The organism is Chryseobacterium gwangjuense, from assembly GCF_021311115.1.
In the GTDB taxonomy this organism is placed as follows: Bacteria; Bacteroidota; Bacteroidia; order Flavobacteriales; family Weeksellaceae; genus Chryseobacterium; species Chryseobacterium gwangjuense.
Genome location: NZ_JAJTNP010000008.1, coordinates 142,200 through 159,772 on the forward strand (window position 1 = coordinate 142,200; position 17,573 = coordinate 159,772).

Sequence of the window (17,573 nt, forward strand, 5' to 3'; positions counted from 1 at the left end):
AAAATACAGTTGTTTCTTTTCAGCAATCAAACAATTTTCTATTATTTAATTTGCTTGAAGCTGCCTCCCGAAACTTTGTCTATTTTAGCGTCTAATTCAGGATCTCCCTTCAGCTTTGCTGCCCCACCTGAAGAAACACTTATTTTGAGTTTATCAGAGACAGACAGTGAAAGGCTTGCTCCTGAGGTTGATTTTGCTACAGCGGTATTAATTTTCAAGTTATCAGCACTGCAAGACGCTCCACTATTAAGATCGATCGTTGCTGATTGCGCTTCTCCTCCCAAATTTGCACTAGCACCACTTGAAACATTGACGTTAATTACTTTAGTCGTAATATTTGATTTAATATTCGAACCTGAACTTGCCTCAACATTCGTTGTATTTGAAATAACAAAGTTTCCTTTTACGAGAGCTCCTGATGATGCATTGATACCCAGATTGTTTTCTTTAATCATATTAACACCTGTAAAAGTTGCTCCCGAAGAAATTTTAATATTTGACATATTGGGAGAAGAAACATTTACACTCAGGTTTTTAAACTTTAAGTTTTTAACTCCCTTATTGTCAACGTATACTTTTAATACCCCGTTTTCAACTTTGGTTATAATATACTGAAGCTTATCAGCATCTGCAATTACTTTAATATTTGTTGGACTTTCTTGTTTGAAAACAACATTCACTCCCATACTTACATCAATTCCTGAAAACTCTCCCACATTTCTAGCTTCACCATTCAAATAAGAAGATGTATTTTCTGATGCAAAACGAGTTGTAGTATTCGTAACGGTATTGGTCGCCGTTTTTGTTTCGACAGAATTAATGATCTTATTCACATCGGTCATTTTCATTTTCCCGTTCAGAATAAAAACTAAATTTTCATCCTCAGAATCAATATTGAAAACCAAATTTTCTAAAAAGTCACCTTTTTCGGTTTCTGCCAGAAACTTCATAGAAGTTCCATCGCTGTTCATAGACATTAATTCATTAAAATTAAGACCTTGTAAAGCTTTATTAATCTTATTCGTCTTTTCCTGATTCAGTTTTATATTTTCAATATTTTCAGATTTTAAATCTTCAGGAAATGTTGCTTTCGGAATGATAAGAAGTTTGAGACCATCAACCTGATTTAAAATTGGTTTTATTTTTTTCAGATATTCATCATCAACGTCAATTGTATTTAACAATTTGAACATTGGTTTTTTAATATTGATAGAGGTCACTCCCCCATTTTTTTCAAAATCCTGAAAAAGCTGGTTCAATTTTTCAGTCTGCCCGGAATAGGTTACCAAACTGTTTAAAAGAATAATTAGTATCGCAAATATTTTTTTCATGGCTTTAGTATTCATTGTTAAAACTTTCATTTTTTTGGGATGATGCTACTGTTTTTTTAAACTCATTTCCCATTTTCATAAAGGAATAGGTGGCCACATCTATTGCCTCTTTTTCGCTGGTAATTCTTCTTCCGTTTACAATAACATAAGAATCATTGTATCCCGTAGAATCTATTGAGGTTTTATTATAATTTGAATTGTTTACAAATCTTGGTTTATTTTCTTTTTTCAGCCTTCCTCTTTTCGGTAAAATTTCATCTAAAACATCCTTTTCCGCCACTTGATTATCCTGGAAAATAGAATCTTTTTTTGCTCCGGAAATAGAATCAGCAGGATGGTTTACCGCAACCTGAGACTGATGATCATTGTTTTCTTCAATGAAATTATTTTTCTGATTTTTAATCTGGTTCTCAACAAACTGAGCCTGATCTTGTATATCTGAATTTTGATATTGATTAAAAACAAATCCAATCCCTGCAAGCAAAACGACACTTGCAGCCATCCAAAACCATTTCGGGAAAGAAGGCTTGTTTTTTCCGATCGGAATCACCGGAGCTTCATCATTGTTTTCAACTTCATTGTTTTCCGCTTTCTTCAGAAAATCTTCAAAATCCCAATCCATTTTTTCTTCCTTGATATTCTGAAAGATTTCGTCGTATTTATTTTGAAATTTGTCGTTGTTCATAGCTCATCAGTTGTGAGATTTGTTCTTTTACTTTTTGTCTTGCCCGCATCAGATTTACTCTTACTGCGTTTTCTTCCATTTCCAGCATTTCAGCAATTTCTGAAACTTCATATTCTTCTACATCTTTCAAATGGATAACCATCTTTTGCTTTTCCGGAAGCTGGTTAATATACCCAACAATCTGTTCTTTCAGATTATTCACTTCCATACTGTACAATTCTGAGCGGTGAAGCTGCATATCTGCAAATCCTAACTTCACATCGTGGTGTTTCAGTCTGTTCAGGCATTCGTTCCGGACGGCTTTCAAAGCATAGGATTTTAAATTCCCAAATTGCCCCAGTTCTTCTTTTTTCTGCCAAAACTTAATCATTAAATCCTGCACCACATCTTCTGCTTCATCACTGCTCATGACAAACCTTTTCGCAAAGCGATACATCTCATCTTTGAGAATGAATACCGTATTCTTAAAGGTATCTTGGGTCATAAGTTTTGTTTCTATAAGTAAGACAATCAGATTTTACATTTCATTACATTAAAAACAAAAAAACTTCAAAAAATCTTGAAGTTTCCTTTATTCATAGTATTAATAGGTATCAAAAATATGTTTAAAAATAGCCTTATCATCATCTGTTAAAGGTACTTTTCTTCTTGCCATTGCTTTTTCTGCCACTTCGTAAGCTTTGTCCAGTTTAAATCTTTCATCATCTTTGAAGCCTCCCCATGAGAAGTTTTCAATGAGATTCGGAGGGAAACCTTCTTTGAAAATATTAGATGCAACTCCGATCACAGTTCCTGTATTTAACTGAGTATTGATCGCAGTTTTAGAATGGTCTCCCATAATCAAGCCTGCAAATTGCAATCCTGTATCTTCGAAAGCTTTAGTTCGGTAATTCCAAAGTTTTACATGACCGTAATTATTTTTAAGATTGGAAGAATTCGTATCTGCTCCCAGATTACACCATTCCCCGATCACAGAATTTCCCACAAAGCCGTCGTGACCTTTATTCGTATATCCAAAAATAATAATATTGCTGACCTCTCCTCCCACTTTAGAATGAGGACCAATAGTCGTTGCCCCGTAAATTTTTGCTCCTAAATTAAACTTTGATTCTTCACAAAGTGCAATCGGGCCACGAAGATTACAGCCTTCCATGACTTCCGCATTTTTCCCGATATAGATTTTCCCTGTTTTTGTATTTAATGTAGAGAACTCGACTTCTGCTCCTTCTTCAATAAATAAATCTTTTTTATCACCCAGAAATCCATTCGTTGAAGAAAGCTCCTCCGAAATTCTTCCTTTTGTAAGCAGATCAAAGTCAAAATCGATCGCTTTATTATTATAGGTAAAAAGATCGGTCGGCTTTTTAAAGAAAATCAATTCTTCTTTTATATCTGTCATTTTCTCAATCTGATGCAGAGAAAAATCTTCCATATTGATTTTAGCTGCCACCAACTCATCTTCATATACCAACGCTTCTCCTTGTTTCAGATCTTTAATTTGCTGAATGACATTTTCAGTCGGCAAAAAATTCGTCACCAGAAAAAGGCTTTCTTTTTTTTCAGGCTCTCTGAATTTCTGTTGAAGATAAGCCTCCGTAAAGTAGGAGACCTCTGTATTTTCTAAAATTTTCTGCCATCTTTCGGAAAAAGTAAGGATTCCGCATCGCATTTCTGCAACAGGACGTGTAAAGGTAAGCGGAAGAAAGTCTTCCCAATATTGTGCATCTGAAAATACTAATTGCATTTTATTGAAGTTAGAAGTTAGAGGTTAGAAATTAGAGGTTGAAAACCGGAAGTTTTTAAAATGATTTATTTAAAATGACGTCTGATTCCCTGCTTCTGATTTCTAGTTCCAACAAAATTACAAATAAAAAAGTCTTCCGGAAACCGAAAGACTTTTAAATATTTTGATAGCAAAAAATTACTTAGCGAATTTTTTGTATTTGTTCATGAACTTATCAACTCTACCTGCAGTATCAACTAATTTAGTTTTTCCTGTGTAGAAAGGGTGAGAAGTTGAAGAGATTTCCATTTTGATTAGAGGATACTCTTGTCCTTCAAACTCGATAGTGTCTTTTGTGTCTGCAGTAGATTTGCAAAGAAATACTTCGTCGTTACTCATATCTTTGAAAACAACAAGTCTATAATTTTCTGGGTGAATTCCGTTTTTCATAATACAATTTTTTAAAAAATTAAAGTTTTGCTTTCGAAATAGTAATGGTATTTCTTCTGCTAAATTTTAGGTTGCAAAAATACAATAATTTTTATAATATACAAATACCTGTTCAATATTTTTTCGAAGACAAGAAATTTGAAGTATTTTCGTTACATTTGAAACTTATATAAACTTTATTTTCGATGAAATTCAAATTATTACTTGCTTTTTCTTTTTGGATGCTGCTTTTAGCCGTGTCTTGTAATAAAGATGACATTACATTTGATGAACCAACGCAGCCGTTAAGTTTCTCGAGAGATACGGTTTTTTGTGATACAGTATACCATCAGGTACGTTCGGAAACTTATGTAGTGAAAGTATTTAATAATGAAGATAAAGATGTTATCATTCCAAGAATTAATCTGGAAAAAGGAGCCGCTTCTTTATATAAAATCAATGTAGACGGAAAAGCAGGATATGATTTTAAAAATGTTCCTTTAAGAAAAAAAGACAGCCTTTATATATTTGTGGAAATCGCTCCTGAAGCAACAGGACCTGAAGCTATTGCCGAAGACAAAGTACTTTTCACAAGTTCTGCAGGACAACAACATGTTACTTTATTTTCTGTAGTACAGGATGCCGAATTTTTCATTAAAACACCTACCAATCCGAATGTCATTGACGTCAATACTACATGGAGTAATAACAAAGCGAAGATTATCTATGGTGATCTAACTATTAATCCGGGGATAAAGCTTAACATACAACCTGGAACAAAAGTATATTTCCACTCCAACAGCGGAATGAAAGTTTCCGATGCCGCAACTTTGAATATCAATGGTGCATTAGATAATGAAGTGATTTTAAGAGGAGACAGAAACGATACGTATTATGATACTATTCCTAAAAACTGGAATTCTATCAGAATGGAAGCCAATTCTATCCTGAATATGAACCACGCAAGATTATTTGGCGGAACCAGAGGTTTAGATATGAAAAAAGCCAATGCTACTATTAACAATTCATTTATTCATACTTTTCAGGAATATGGAATTTATGCTGTAGGTTCTACCGTTAATGCTACGAATCTTGTTATGAATAATTGTGGAGAATCTTGTATCGGAATTTACAGAGGAGGTTATCATTCTTACATCCACGCTACGATTGCCAATTATTCTAAAACATTAGGTTCATTTACAAGAACCGGTATATTCGCAGCCAATGAATGGAAAAATGAAAACGGGCAAACAGAGCAGGGCGCATTGCAGTTGCTGAACATTCAAAACAGTATCGTTTACTCGGATAAAGATAATGCCGTTCATGTTGAGCCTACTTTTGGACAGCAATTTGAATTCTCAATTAAAAACTCTCTGATCAAATATTCAAATACATCAGAATCCGGATATGATTTTGGCAACGCTCTCATTGTTTTTCAAAGTGATAAAAACAAAGATCCTCAATTCATTAACTATTTTACTGCAAAACAAAATCTAAGGGTAAAATCAACTTCTCCTGCAAAAAATAAAGGTGTACTGATCTCTTCAGCTAATACAGATATCGTTGGAGCTACAAGAAGCAGCACTCCGACTTTGGGAGCTTATGAATAATTCTTTTAAATTTTAATAAAAAAGAGCTTAGAATAGTAAGATCAGTTCTTTGGAACAACAGATTAATAATAGATCATAATGGAAATTACAAATCTGCAACAGCAGGTCGATGAATGGATAAAAACAATTGGCGTTCGTTATTTCAATGAGCTTACCAATATGGCAATGCTGACGGAAGAAGTGGGTGAAGTGGCAAGAATCATTGCCAGAAGGTATGGAGAACAAAGCGAAAAGGAAAGCGATAAAAATAAAGATTTGGGAGAGGAACTGGCAGATGTTTTATTTGTGACATTATGCTTAGCCAATCAAACCGGAGTGAATCTGCAAGACGCTTTTGATAAAAAAATGAAAATAAAAACTGATCGCGATAAAGATCGTCATCAGAATAATGAAAAATTAAAATAATGTAGGAAGATTGGTGATGGAAGCCGGAAGTTTAACACAGTAATTGAACATCCAGCTCCCTGCTTCCAGCTTCCATTTAGAGAAGATGAAGTTAGAAAAATCAGAATTAACAGGAAACCAAACCATACAAATCAGCGGTTCGAAAAGTATTTCGAATCGTTTGTTGATTTTAGAAAGTTTGTTTAAAAATATAAAAATCGGGAATTTGTCTAATTCCCAGGATACGCAATTGCTCAAAAAAGCATTATCGGAGAATACTGAAACGGTAGATATTCACCATGCGGGAACGGCAATGCGTTTTCTTACTTCTTATTATTCTATTGCCGAAGGAAAAACTACTATTCTTACCGGTTCGGGAAGGATGAAGGAACGCCCCATAAAAAATCTGGTAACTGCTTTACAAAATCTGGGAGTAGATATTGAATATCTGGAAAATGAAGGCTTTCCACCATTAAAAATTATCGGAAGAAAAATAACGCAGACTCAAGTTGATGTCCCGGCCGATATTTCGAGCCAGTTTATCACTTCTCTTCTGTTGATTGCAGCAAAACTTGAAAAAGGACTGGAAATAAATCTTATTGGTACAGTTACCTCGAGATCTTATATCGAAATGACTTTGGATATTTTAACCAAATTCGGAATTAAAAACAGTTTCGTTGGCAACACTATTAAAGTAGAATCAACTATCAACCATCAACTATCAACCATCAACTACGAAGTAGAAAGCGACTGGAGCTCTGCATCGTATTTCTATTCTTTCGCAGCATTGGGAAGAGAAACCATTCACCTGAAAAGTTTTTATAAAGAATCAACACAGGGAGATTCTGCCATTGCAAAAATTTATGAAGACTTTTTTGGAATTAAAACGGTTTTCACAGAAGCAGAACATAAAATTACCCTTCAGCCGGATCCGGATTTCCAGTTGCCTGAAAAAATTATATTGGACATGAATAATTGTCCGGATATTGCCCAAACATTGTGTGTAACCACCGCAGCATTAAAAATTCCTTTTGAAATTTCAGGATTAGGAACGTTAAGAGTAAAAGAAACCGACAGACTTCTTGCACTCTATAACGAACTGAAAAAATTGGGAACGGAAACCGAAATTACAGATTCAACCATACAATCTGTTCAATTCAACGAACCTGAAGAAAATATTTCTATTAAAACTTATCAGGATCATAGAATGGCCATGAGTTTTGCTCCGTTTTGTCTGATTAAGGAATTAAATATTGAGGACGAAAATGTAGTGGAAAAATCGTATCCGATGTTTTGGGAAGACTTATCAAAGATTTTAAATAAAGACTAAATGAAACTTTTCCTTTCTTTTTTCTCCCTTATTATTTTCACTATGTTTCAATCACAGGAATTGAAAAATTTTGTGATTCCAAAGGGTTATGAAAAAATTTTGGAAGTAAAAGGTTATTTGGATAAAGACGGAAAAGAAGAAACGGTAATTGTATACAACACCTCTGAGAAAACTAAAAATCAAGGATATCAAAGAAAGTTTTATGTTTTAAAAAACATTCAGGGAAGTTTAAAAATCTGGAAAGAAAATTCAACGATACTTAACTCAAGTGAAGCCGGTTTTTATTCTGAAGACAACAAACTTGAAATACAGATCAAAAATAATTGTCTTGTCATTTCTCAATCATTTTATTCAAATTCCAGACATATGGATACGAGCAAGTATACCTTCCGTTTTCAAAATGGAGATTTTTATCTGATTGGTGCATTCAATCAATTTGAAGATACTTGTGAATTCAATTTTGTAAATGATGTCAATTTCTCCACAGGAAAAGTCATTATTGATGAAACCTACTCTGAATGTGACGGAGATGAAAACAGAAAGATTCCGCAGGATATTCACAAAGAATTTATTCATAAATTCGGTGCTCTTATAAAAATGAACGAATTCAGGATTGGGGAAAATAAATTCAAAATCCCCGGTTCAAAAAAATATTTTGTTTACTAATATTCAAACCAGCATTAACTTAGGAATTTCACAAAGAATTGTTTTCACTGTTTAATTTGATAATATTCTTTCTAATCATTGTAAATTTGATGTATGAAAATACTAAAAAACAAATACCATGATTACAATTTCACAACTTCCGACACCATGGCAAATTCTGGTTGATCCCGCCTCTATCATTGTAATTTGCATTTTTTTTGTTTTGATGATTGCTGAAGAAATAATCCCGGGAAGAAAATTACCTCCCGTTAAATTCTGGAGGATAAAAGGTATTATCTCATTTATTATTTATTTTTTCCTGTCTTCTTATCTCCCATTAATCTGGAATGACTATCTAGCCGAATACCGAATACTTGACTTGTCTTTTTTAGGAAATTATTGGGGTGGTTTCGTTGCTTTGTCATTGTATGAGCTTGGCGTGTATTTTTGGCATCGTTCTATGCATAAAAACCATCTGCTTTGGAGGGTATTTCACCAAATGCATCATAGTGCAGAACGGGTTGATACTTATGGAGCTTTCTTTTTCAGTCCGATGGATATGATTGGATTTACATTTTTAACAAGCCTTACCATGATCTGGGTTGCCGGTTTTACACCACAAGCGACAATTTATGCAATATATGGAGCTACATTTTTGGCTGTCTTTCAGCACGTAAATATTAAAACTCCACAATGGATAGGGTACTTTTTTCAACGGCCAGAATCCCATTCTTTGCATCATGCAAAAGGTGTTCATGCCTATAATTATTCAGATTTGCCGTTATTTGATATTATATTTGGAACATTTCGCAATCCAAAAGATTTTGCGGCAGAAACAGGTTTTTACAACGGAGCATCTTCTAAAATTGGAAAAATGATTTTATTTAAAGATATTTACAATGAAAAATCTTAATCAGAAAAACTCATAACTAAAATTTCAAAAAAATACTTCACATACTAATGTCAAAAACAATCATCATTACGGGAACTTCATCAGGAATTGGTTTCGTATTAGCAGAATATTTCGGAAAGAAAGGTCATAAAGTGTATGGTCTGAGCAGAAAACATACCGAAAGTCAATATTTCACCTCTATTCCGACTGATGTTACAGATAATAATGCGGTTCAGAATGCCATCGCAGAAGTATTAAAAACAGAAACGAGAATTGATGTTCTGATTAATAATGCCGGAATGGGAATGGTAGGAGCTGTGGAAGATTCTTCAAAAGAAGATATTCTAAAATTGTTCAACCTGAATCTTGTCGGAGCCGTTCAGATGATGAGTGCGGTAATGCCTAAAATGCGTGAAAATAAATTCGGGCAAATCATTAATGTTTCCAGTATCGGAAGTGAAATGGGATTGCCTTTCCGCGGATTTTATTCTGCTTCAAAATCTGCTTTGGATAAGGTGACAGAAGCTATGAGATATGAAGTGTATCCTTGGAATGTGAATGTCTGCTCACTTCATTTAGGTGATATTAAAACCAATATTGCAGAAAACCGTGTGCGAACAAAAGTTTCCGAGCCTTATAAAAATGTATTTGATAAAGTATATGCTTTGATGAATTCTCATGTTGGCGACGGAACAGAACCTTTAGAGGTTGCAGAATATATTGAAGCTCTTCTGAATAAAAATAAATGGAAAGCTCATTATTATTTCGGGAAATTCGGTCAAAAAATCGGAGTTCCTTTAAAATGGATTCTTCCACAGGGAACTTATGAAAATTTAATGAAGAAATATAATAAACTGGCTTAGTTTCAGTTATTAAAACAAATTTTATTTACCTATTTTTGAACCATTAAGATTTATTCACTGGACTTAAATTTTAATGGTTTACATAAATTTAGAATTGAAACTATTCCTAAAAATATTCTTTGTCTTTTTTTGCGTTTTTTCTCAAGCGCAAAAGAAACAGTATTGGCTTATCGATTCTGAAACCAGTGCAAGAAAAAAAGTAAAAGACTCTGTTTCTGCTGTCAAATTTTTAGACTCTCTGTCTCAAAGCAATTATTTTCTGACTCAATTAAAAGAGGTAAAAGTAAAAGGAGACAGTACCGAAATCTTTTACGATAAAGGAAAAAACTTTAATGAGACTTATATTGATCTCTCCGATTCGTTGGTTACCAAATTAAAATCAAAAAAAGAGTTTTTCACGAAAAATCTGGATTCTACCAAGAAAAGCATCAACAAAGTATATATTGATGAAGGCTATTCTTTCAGCAGAATCAAAGCCAAATATAAAGGACAGAAAAACGGCTACCCGATTGTCAATCTCGATATCAATAAAAATGATAAAAGGACAATTGACGGTTTTGTAATGAAAGGGTATGTAAAGGTTCCCAAGAGATTTATGAAAAATCTTGAAAAAGAATTTAAAGGCAAAACCTACGACGACAAGAATCTTTTGGCCATCAATAAAAACTTCCAAAGTCATCCGTTTCTCTCTCTGGAACGGCAGCCACAAACTCTTTTTACGAAAGACTCCACACAGATTTATCTTTTTCTGGAGAAGAAAAAAACGAACACTTTTGACGGGGTAATCGGTTTTGGAAATGATAAAACGGATAAGTTTACCTTAAACGGAACCTTGAATGTAAATTTTAAGAATATGTTTAATGGTTTTGAAACCATCAATTTATATTGGCAGAGAAACCCGGATAAAGGGCAGACTTTCGATCTGCAGACCGACATTCCTTATCTTTTTAAATCGAATGTAGGAATGAATATGAAGATCAATATCTTCAGACAGGATTCCACTTACGCCAACGTAAAAATGCTTCCTGCTTTTTACTACCACATGAATAACAGAAATAAAATAGGACTTCGAGGTACTTTTGAAACTTCGAGCATTATTGATACTTTATATATTCAGGGGAAAGATTACAATAAACGAGGATTGGGTATTTGGTATGAAATGACAGAACCAACCGACATTGATCTCTTTCTTTACAAAACAAGAATCAATGCGGGATACGACTTTTTAGCAACAACGTATACAAAAGATAATATTAAAGCCAACCAAAACCAATTCTATTTCTTTGGGGAACATAATTATCACATTAATGGAAATCATTTCCTCAATATAAAAGGAGAAGGAGCCATGATGGATTCTAAGGTAGAGTTTTCTGCCAACGAATTGTACCGCTTCGGGGGTTGGAATTCTATGCGGGGATTCAATGAAAATTCCCTCGCCGCCGATTTTTATTACTACGGAAGTTTAGAATACCGGTACTTAATTGGGAATCAAGCTTTTTTTGATGTCTTCGGACAGTACGGACAACTCAACAATAAATCTTTAAATGTGAAGCCCAAACTCTATAGTGTCGGGTTTGGTTTTAACTTCTTTATCCCGATCGGTCTCATGAGTTTTCAGCTTTCCAATGGTAACGAATTTGGAAATCCTTTTAAATTCAATGATATTAAAATCCACTGGGGAATTCTGAGTAGATTTTAAAATATTTCGTTAATTGTAAAATTCAGTTTTGTTTTTATAGCAGATAATAATTTTATCCATAAATTTTAAAGAAAATTGCATAAGCTTTATTCATAGAAATTGCCCTAAACTCTTGCAAAATTTACATTAAAATAATATTTCACTCATGTTTTATTAAATTTTCTTATCTTCACTACACAAAACAAACTAAAAAACAATGAAACGATTAAACCTTCCAATATTGGCATTATCATTTGCTTTTGTTGCAATTTCTGCTAATATGAAAGCACAAGCAGACGATCTAGATGACACTCATCAAATCACAGTAAGTATTCCGGAAGTAGCCTTGGTTGATATTGAACCCAATGCAAGCAAGAACCTTACGATGGGCTTTACAGCACCTACAGAAGCAGGTTTACCTATCGTTCCTGCCAGTACTAATAGCACGCTTTGGCTTAACTACTCTTCTATTAAATCTACTGCAGATGTTACTCGTACTATTGCTGTAAAATTAAACGCAGTAATTCCCGGAGTAGACATTAAAGTTACTGCTGCAGCTGCAACCGGAGCCGGAGGAGGAGCAGTAGGAACTCCAGCTGCTCAGTTAACATTAACTGGTACAAACCAAACAATAATTTCAGGAATCGGAAGTGCTTATACCGGTGACGGAGCAAGTAACGGCCACAATTTATCCTATGCTGTAGTTTACGGGACGGGTACAGGTGGTAGTGCTAATTATGGTGATTTAGCAGCAACAACACCAACACCTTCAGCAATTGTTACTTATACTATTTCTGACAATTAAATAGAAATACACTTGGATGATATAAATAAGAAGAAATCTCTCCCCTAAATTTCTTCTTGTTTTTCTATGTCTTTTTACTATTAAAAAAATATTCTTAATGATAAAGCGTATTTTATTTCTTCTTGTCTTTACTTTACAGTTTGTACCATTACAAGCAAGCATAGTTGTGCTTAATGGTCTTACCCATATTTACAAAGTTGAAAACGGACAGATATACAAAGGGAAAGTGACTTTACAAAATACAGGAAATGCTCCTCAAAATGTAAAAATCTTCTTACAGGACTTCAGCTATCAGTCAGATGGGTCTATTTATTATACGGCTCCTCATACCAATGAAAAATCAAATACAGACTGGATAAAACTAAACACCAATTTAGTAAGCCTGAAAGCTAAAGAAAAAACAGATGTCTATTTTGAAATTGCCATGCCTGGTAAAATGACTCTATCGGGAAGTTATTGGAGCGTTATTATTGTAGAACCTGTAGACGATATAAAACCGAGCAATAATAGTCCGGGCGTTACTATTACTTCTGTTGTTCGATATGCGATTCAGGTCATTACCAATTACGATACTGAAAATGTAAAGCCTTCTCTCAAGTTTGAAAGTGTAAAAGTAGAGAAAGAAGGAAAGCAAAAGACTGTAAAAATAGGAATTGCAAACAACGGAAATGTATATTGTAAGCCTACAGCCAATATTGAAATATATAATCGTAAAACGGGAGATAAAGTAGGTACATTTTCCAGTATGCCTATGGGATTGCTTCCTAATACCTCAAAATCTTTCAATATAGATATCAGCAAAATTTTGCCTGATAAATACAATGCTGTAATCATTGCGACTGATGAAGACGAAAATGCCTTTGCTCTTAATGTGGAATTAGAAGTTAAAAATGATTAGGAAATGGATTATATATATCATCCTATTATTATTCCCAGTACTTATTTTTTCTCAAAACCAATCTCAGGAATTTGTTAATAAAAAAGATAGTTTGCTACCGGGAACATCTACTTCTGTTTCTTTTAAAATAGAAAATAAATCGCAGTACAATAAAACGTACATCCTTAATGTAGAAACTTCAGCCTCATTTATTACCCCTATTTTAATAAAAGATGAGATTACCGTTTCCCCATTTGATACTAGAATTTATATTGTTCCTTTACGAATTGCTACAGAAGCTTCTGCAGGCAAATATGAGATAGCATTACATATTTCGGAAAAAGGCAATGAAAAAGAGGTTACCGAGAAAACAGAAATTATTGTTTCTGAACATCGCAACCTTTCCATTACTTTATTAGAATCACCTGAATATATAAAAGCAGGACAAGTTATTAAAGCTTCTTTTCTTTTAAAAAATAATGGAAATACAAAGGAACATCTGGTTATGGAAAGTGACAATGCACTGATAAGCCAGGTCAGCACATTAATTCTTCCATCCGGAGCTAATAGGGTCATTACAATTATCAAAAATACAGATCCGAACTTAGGAAAAAATGATTTCGTAAATTTAAATCTCACTGCCCGTTCTACCATTAATCCCGATCAGGCGGTTACTGCATATAGTAGTGTAAAAATTATTTCGATCAGACCTGTTGAAGAAGATATTTATTATCGTCTCCCGGTTTCAGCTTCACTTTCTTTTATAGGAGCCCGAAACAGGGGCAATTATCAGGATGGTTTTCAAGGAGAAATTTATGGTAAAGGGAGCCTGACCAATAAAAATACCAGTCAAATAGAGTTTCATGCGGTAACTAAAAATCCGATTGAGTTCAACGCTTTTACTCCATACGAAGAGTATTTTATCAATTATAAAGATGCCAATCTTTTTGTACATATTGGAGATAAGGCCTATTCAGCCTCTTATCTGACTGAATTTTCCCGATACGGGCGAGGTGCTGAGCTACGCTATGATCTTAAAAAGTTCAGTATCGGTGGATTCTACAATCACCCTAGATTTTTCCGGGATATTAAAGATGAATTCAATATTTACTCTAAAATTAAAATAAAAAAAGAATCTGAAATTACAGTAGGTTATCTTCATAAAATACCTCTTTCCGAGAAAAACAATTTTACGCCTGCCAATACACAGTTCAACTCTAATACACATTTGCCTTATGTAACAGGTAAATTTCAGCTTCTTAAAAACCTTGATGCTTCAGGAGAAATCACCTACAGTAAAAATGATGAGAGGGAAGGAACAGCATATATGCTTCAAACCCATGCTAATTTTAATAAAATCAGCGGAAGTCTTATGTATTTAAAAGCCAGTCCGGAGTTCGCCGGTTATTTTTCCAATACCAGTACTTTTAACGGAAACATACAATATAAGCTTTTAAAAAAAGTCAACCTATTTGCTAATTTTATACAAGACGCTAAAAACTATCAAAGAGATACGTTATTACTGGCTGCTCCATACAGACGTTTTTTCCAATACGGAGCTCAGTATAATTATATAAAAACAGGATCCGTTATGGTCTACGGTGGCTATCAAAAATATCAGGATCGTCTTATGCCAAGGCAATTCGATTATGATGAAAAATTTGTCAGACTAAGTTTGAATCAGAAAATAGGGATATTTACAATCAATCTGGAAGGGCAATTGGGTAATACAAACAATTTTTTGACGGGATTTTCCGGAACTTCTTCCTTCTATACAGCCAATTTAGGGTTTGAAAAATTTAAGACCTCTTTTAATTTATATGGAAGCTATGCGATTACTTCCAGATATCAGTTACAAAATCAAAAGCAGACTTATTTTGGAGCACGTGTTCTTAGCAGACTGTCAGACAAAACAAACTTCAGTATTTTTTATCAAAATAATTATATGCCTGAAGATTATTTTAAAGACAGGAATCTTTTCGAAGCCCTTTTCCATCATCAGCTTTTCCGAAATCATGAAATAGATTTGTCCGGGCGCTATAACTTACAACGCGGAGACCTTTCTAATAAGGATTTCATATTTTCCTTACGTTATACTCTTCGGATGAATGCTCCTGTACAAAAAATTGCGGAATACACTACCTTATCCGGAAACATTAGTAATCTTGGAGTAAAAAAAGTAGACGGAATAAGATTAATTATGGGAAATCATATCACCATTACGGATAAAGCAGGAAATTATATTTTTAAAAATGTTCCTCCCGGAGATTACTTCCTGGAAATAGATAAATCTACCACTCAACTGAATGATATTCCATATTCTAATTTCCCTGCAGCTTTGCATCTTATTCACGAAGAAAATATTTATAACTTCGGATTAACCGCTGCTGCTAATATCCAAGGAAGTATATTGCTGAACGAAAACGAGGAAAAGAATCAGTATGCCTTTGCTCAATACCAACTTAAAAAAGAAAGTAAAAAGAATAATAATGTTGTTGTAGAAGTTACGAATGGAGAACAGACTTATCGTAAGATATGTATCATAGGAGAACCATTTGACTTCACCTATTTACGTCCCGGAAGCTGGACTCTGAAAATATATCGAAATGGATTGGATAAACGGTATAAAATATCAACAGACAATCTTCAATTTGCTTTAAAACCTTCTGAAACTAAAAATGTAATCATTACTATTGTAAAACAACAAACAGAAATCAAATATCAGCAGGAAGGTGTAAAAGTAGGATATAACGAAATTAAAAAACAAAAATGAGACTCCCTCACTACATATTGATCATCATTTGCTCTATGGCATCTAGTCATCTATTGTCGCAGACTACAGGAAGTAAAAATGTCGCACTCACATTACCCCTTGTAACCTTAATGGATATAGAACCTGCAGGAAATATAAGTTTAAGCTTCACAGCTCCTACGGAAGCCGGGAGAACAATTATAAATCCCACTGCCAATACAACCAAATGGATCAATTATACGTCGGCTATTACATCCGGAGGTGCTTCTAGAAAGATTACAGCAAAGCTTGATACTCTAATTCCAGGGGTAAATATTATGGTACAGACTGGTGCAGCATCTGGAGCCGGTGGAGGAACATTAGGAACTTCTTCTGGACTAATTACATTATCCACAACTGCAACAACTATAATAAGTGGAATAGGAGGTGCCTTTACAGGAAATGGCACTAATAATGGGCATCAATTGAGTATTACAATATCCCCTAGTAATTATGCGAATCTAACAGCAAGTACAAATAATGTAATCGTAATCACCTATACAATTACAGAATAATATTAAAAATGAAAATCAACACCTATCTTTTTTCTATAAAATCTATATTAACTGTTTTGCTTATAATTATAAACAGCTTAATTAAAGGGCAGACTGTAACAGTAAGTGGTACTGATTGGAGTCCAACCATACCTACTATTACTGAAGCTGGGAGTAATTATGCTGGAAGTTACGAAAGTGCAAGCAGCCAAATTTTAATATCTATGACAATACCTGGATTATTATTAGTGGGAAGCTCTGCAAATATTTCCGTTAATTATGAAGCCAATCCTTTATGGAATAATAACTTAATTCTTGAAAGAAAAAGAACAGGAGCCGGCATTAATGGCTCAGTTTGTATATTATGCAGTGTTTCTGGAGGTGATACCAATTATCAAACAATTACGACTACTCCTCTGGTCTTTTTTACATTAAGTACAGGTGTTGGATTAGGTACAAATACTAGAAATAATATTCCGGTCCAAATAAGACTAAGTGGTGTTTCAGTGACTGTTCCTGTAGCCACTTACAATGCAAAACTAGTTTTTACAATTAGTAATTAACTTTTTTGTATTTAAAGGATATATAAATAAAGCAAGGAAACAAGGAACAATTTGTAATTACCTTCTTGATTATTTATGCAACTAAGAAGTTTCCAAAATAAATACTTTTCTATATTAGTAGCTCTATCCCGCTTTCCCTACTCGCTTTTTTACGCCTAGCAATTTATAATCCTTCTTCTAGTAAAAAGAGCTCAAACATACCGTTCAATCGGGGCTAAAAACCATACTTAATTAATCTGCCATATTAGTCAAGAGAACTTTCCGTGGAGATTGGGTTACTTAGTTATTTTCATAACAATTTCCAGCTTATTTATTACTTCTTACTTATTCCTTATTACTTTTTCTTTCTGTTTTAGCAACACGTAAAAAAGTATAAAACAAAAAAAGTCTCATAGAATACTCTATGAGACTTTAAATAAAAACTGGCGGCGACCTACTCTCCCGCTTTCGCAGTACCATCGGCGCTGGTGGGC

17 protein-coding genes are annotated in these 17,573 nt (G+C 33.9%); 12 read left to right on the forward strand and 5 right to left on the reverse strand.

Features of this window, described 5'->3' with window-relative positions:
- Positions 1-41 precede the first annotated feature (41 nt).
- The 5 genes from LV842_RS15910 to LV842_RS15930 form a co-directional block, all read right to left on the reverse strand.
- Positions 42-1,361, reverse strand: a complete 1,320-nt coding sequence (locus LV842_RS15910; RefSeq protein WP_233112416.1) for a DUF4252 domain-containing protein — start codon at positions 1,359-1,361, stop codon at positions 42-44.
- Complete coding sequence (locus LV842_RS15915; protein WP_233112417.1) at positions 1,336-2,016, reverse strand: hypothetical protein; 681 nt, start codon at positions 2,014-2,016, stop codon at positions 1,336-1,338. The genes LV842_RS15910 and LV842_RS15915 overlap by 26 nt, the downstream gene beginning before the upstream one ends.
- Positions 1,991-2,500 carry an RNA polymerase sigma factor gene (locus LV842_RS15920; RefSeq protein ID WP_233112418.1) on the reverse strand — a complete coding sequence of 170 codons (510 nt, stop codon included), beginning with the start codon at positions 2,498-2,500 and terminating at the stop codon, positions 1,991-1,993. The genes LV842_RS15915 and LV842_RS15920 overlap by 26 nt, the downstream gene beginning before the upstream one ends.
- 99 nt (positions 2,501-2,599) lie before the next feature.
- Positions 2,600-3,760: a GlmU family protein gene (locus LV842_RS15925; RefSeq protein ID WP_233112419.1), complete on the reverse strand. Its 1,161-nt coding sequence runs from the start codon at positions 3,758-3,760 to the stop codon at positions 2,600-2,602.
- A 177-nt stretch (positions 3,761-3,937) separates the two neighbouring features.
- Complete coding sequence (locus LV842_RS15930; protein WP_233112420.1) at positions 3,938-4,189, reverse strand: type B 50S ribosomal protein L31; 252 nt, start codon at positions 4,187-4,189, stop codon at positions 3,938-3,940.
- 185 nt (positions 4,190-4,374) lie between these two features.
- On the opposite strand from LV842_RS15930, the gene LV842_RS15935 reads away from it, so the two are divergent.
- The 12 genes from LV842_RS15935 (at position 4,375) to LV842_RS15990 (ending at position 17,100) form a co-directional block, all read left to right on the forward strand.
- A complete protein-coding gene (locus LV842_RS15935; protein ID WP_233112421.1) occupies positions 4,375-5,778 on the forward strand; it encodes a hypothetical protein in 1,404 nt (467 codons plus the stop codon).
- 78 nt (positions 5,779-5,856) lie between these two features.
- Complete coding sequence (locus tag LV842_RS15940) at positions 5,857-6,183, forward strand: nucleotide pyrophosphohydrolase (RefSeq protein ID WP_233112422.1); 327 nt, start codon at positions 5,857-5,859, stop codon at positions 6,181-6,183.
- Positions 6,184-6,268: 85 nt separating this feature from the next.
- Positions 6,269-7,492 (forward strand): 3-phosphoshikimate 1-carboxyvinyltransferase, encoded by a 1,224-nt coding sequence (locus LV842_RS15945; RefSeq protein ID WP_233112432.1) that lies wholly within the window; start codon positions 6,269-6,271, stop codon positions 7,490-7,492.
- A complete protein-coding gene (locus LV842_RS15950) occupies positions 7,493-8,158 on the forward strand; it encodes a hypothetical protein (protein ID WP_233112423.1) in 666 nt (221 codons plus the stop codon).
- Positions 8,159-8,276: 118 nt separating this feature from the next.
- Positions 8,277-9,050: a sterol desaturase family protein gene (locus LV842_RS15955; protein WP_233112424.1), complete on the forward strand. Its 774-nt coding sequence runs from the start codon at positions 8,277-8,279 to the stop codon at positions 9,048-9,050.
- A 47-nt stretch (positions 9,051-9,097) separates the two neighbouring features.
- Positions 9,098-9,892, forward strand: coding sequence for an SDR family oxidoreductase (locus LV842_RS15960; RefSeq protein WP_233112425.1), 795 nt, complete (start codon positions 9,098-9,100; stop codon positions 9,890-9,892).
- Between the two features lie 94 nt (positions 9,893-9,986).
- Positions 9,987-11,591, forward strand: a complete 1,605-nt coding sequence (locus LV842_RS15965; RefSeq protein WP_233112426.1) for a BamA/TamA family outer membrane protein — start codon at positions 9,987-9,989, stop codon at positions 11,589-11,591.
- Between the two features lie 196 nt (positions 11,592-11,787).
- Entirely contained in the window at positions 11,788-12,375 is a 588-nt protein-coding gene (locus LV842_RS15970; protein WP_233112427.1) for a hypothetical protein, read from the forward strand.
- A 97-nt stretch (positions 12,376-12,472) separates the two neighbouring features.
- Positions 12,473-13,273: a WxL protein host-binding domain-containing protein gene (locus LV842_RS15975; protein WP_233112428.1), complete on the forward strand. Its 801-nt coding sequence runs from the start codon at positions 12,473-12,475 to the stop codon at positions 13,271-13,273.
- Positions 13,266-16,025 carry a COG1470 family protein gene (locus LV842_RS15980; protein WP_233112429.1) on the forward strand — a complete coding sequence of 920 codons (2,760 nt, stop codon included), beginning with the start codon at positions 13,266-13,268 and terminating at the stop codon, positions 16,023-16,025. The genes LV842_RS15975 and LV842_RS15980 overlap by 8 nt, the downstream gene beginning before the upstream one ends.
- Entirely contained in the window at positions 16,022-16,558 is a 537-nt protein-coding gene (locus tag LV842_RS15985; RefSeq protein WP_233112430.1) for a hypothetical protein, read from the forward strand. The genes LV842_RS15980 and LV842_RS15985 overlap by 4 nt, the downstream gene beginning before the upstream one ends.
- An 8-nt stretch (positions 16,559-16,566) precedes the next feature.
- Positions 16,567-17,100, forward strand: coding sequence for a hypothetical protein (locus tag LV842_RS15990; RefSeq protein WP_233112431.1), 534 nt, complete (start codon positions 16,567-16,569; stop codon positions 17,098-17,100).
- Positions 17,101-17,573 lie beyond the last annotated feature (473 nt).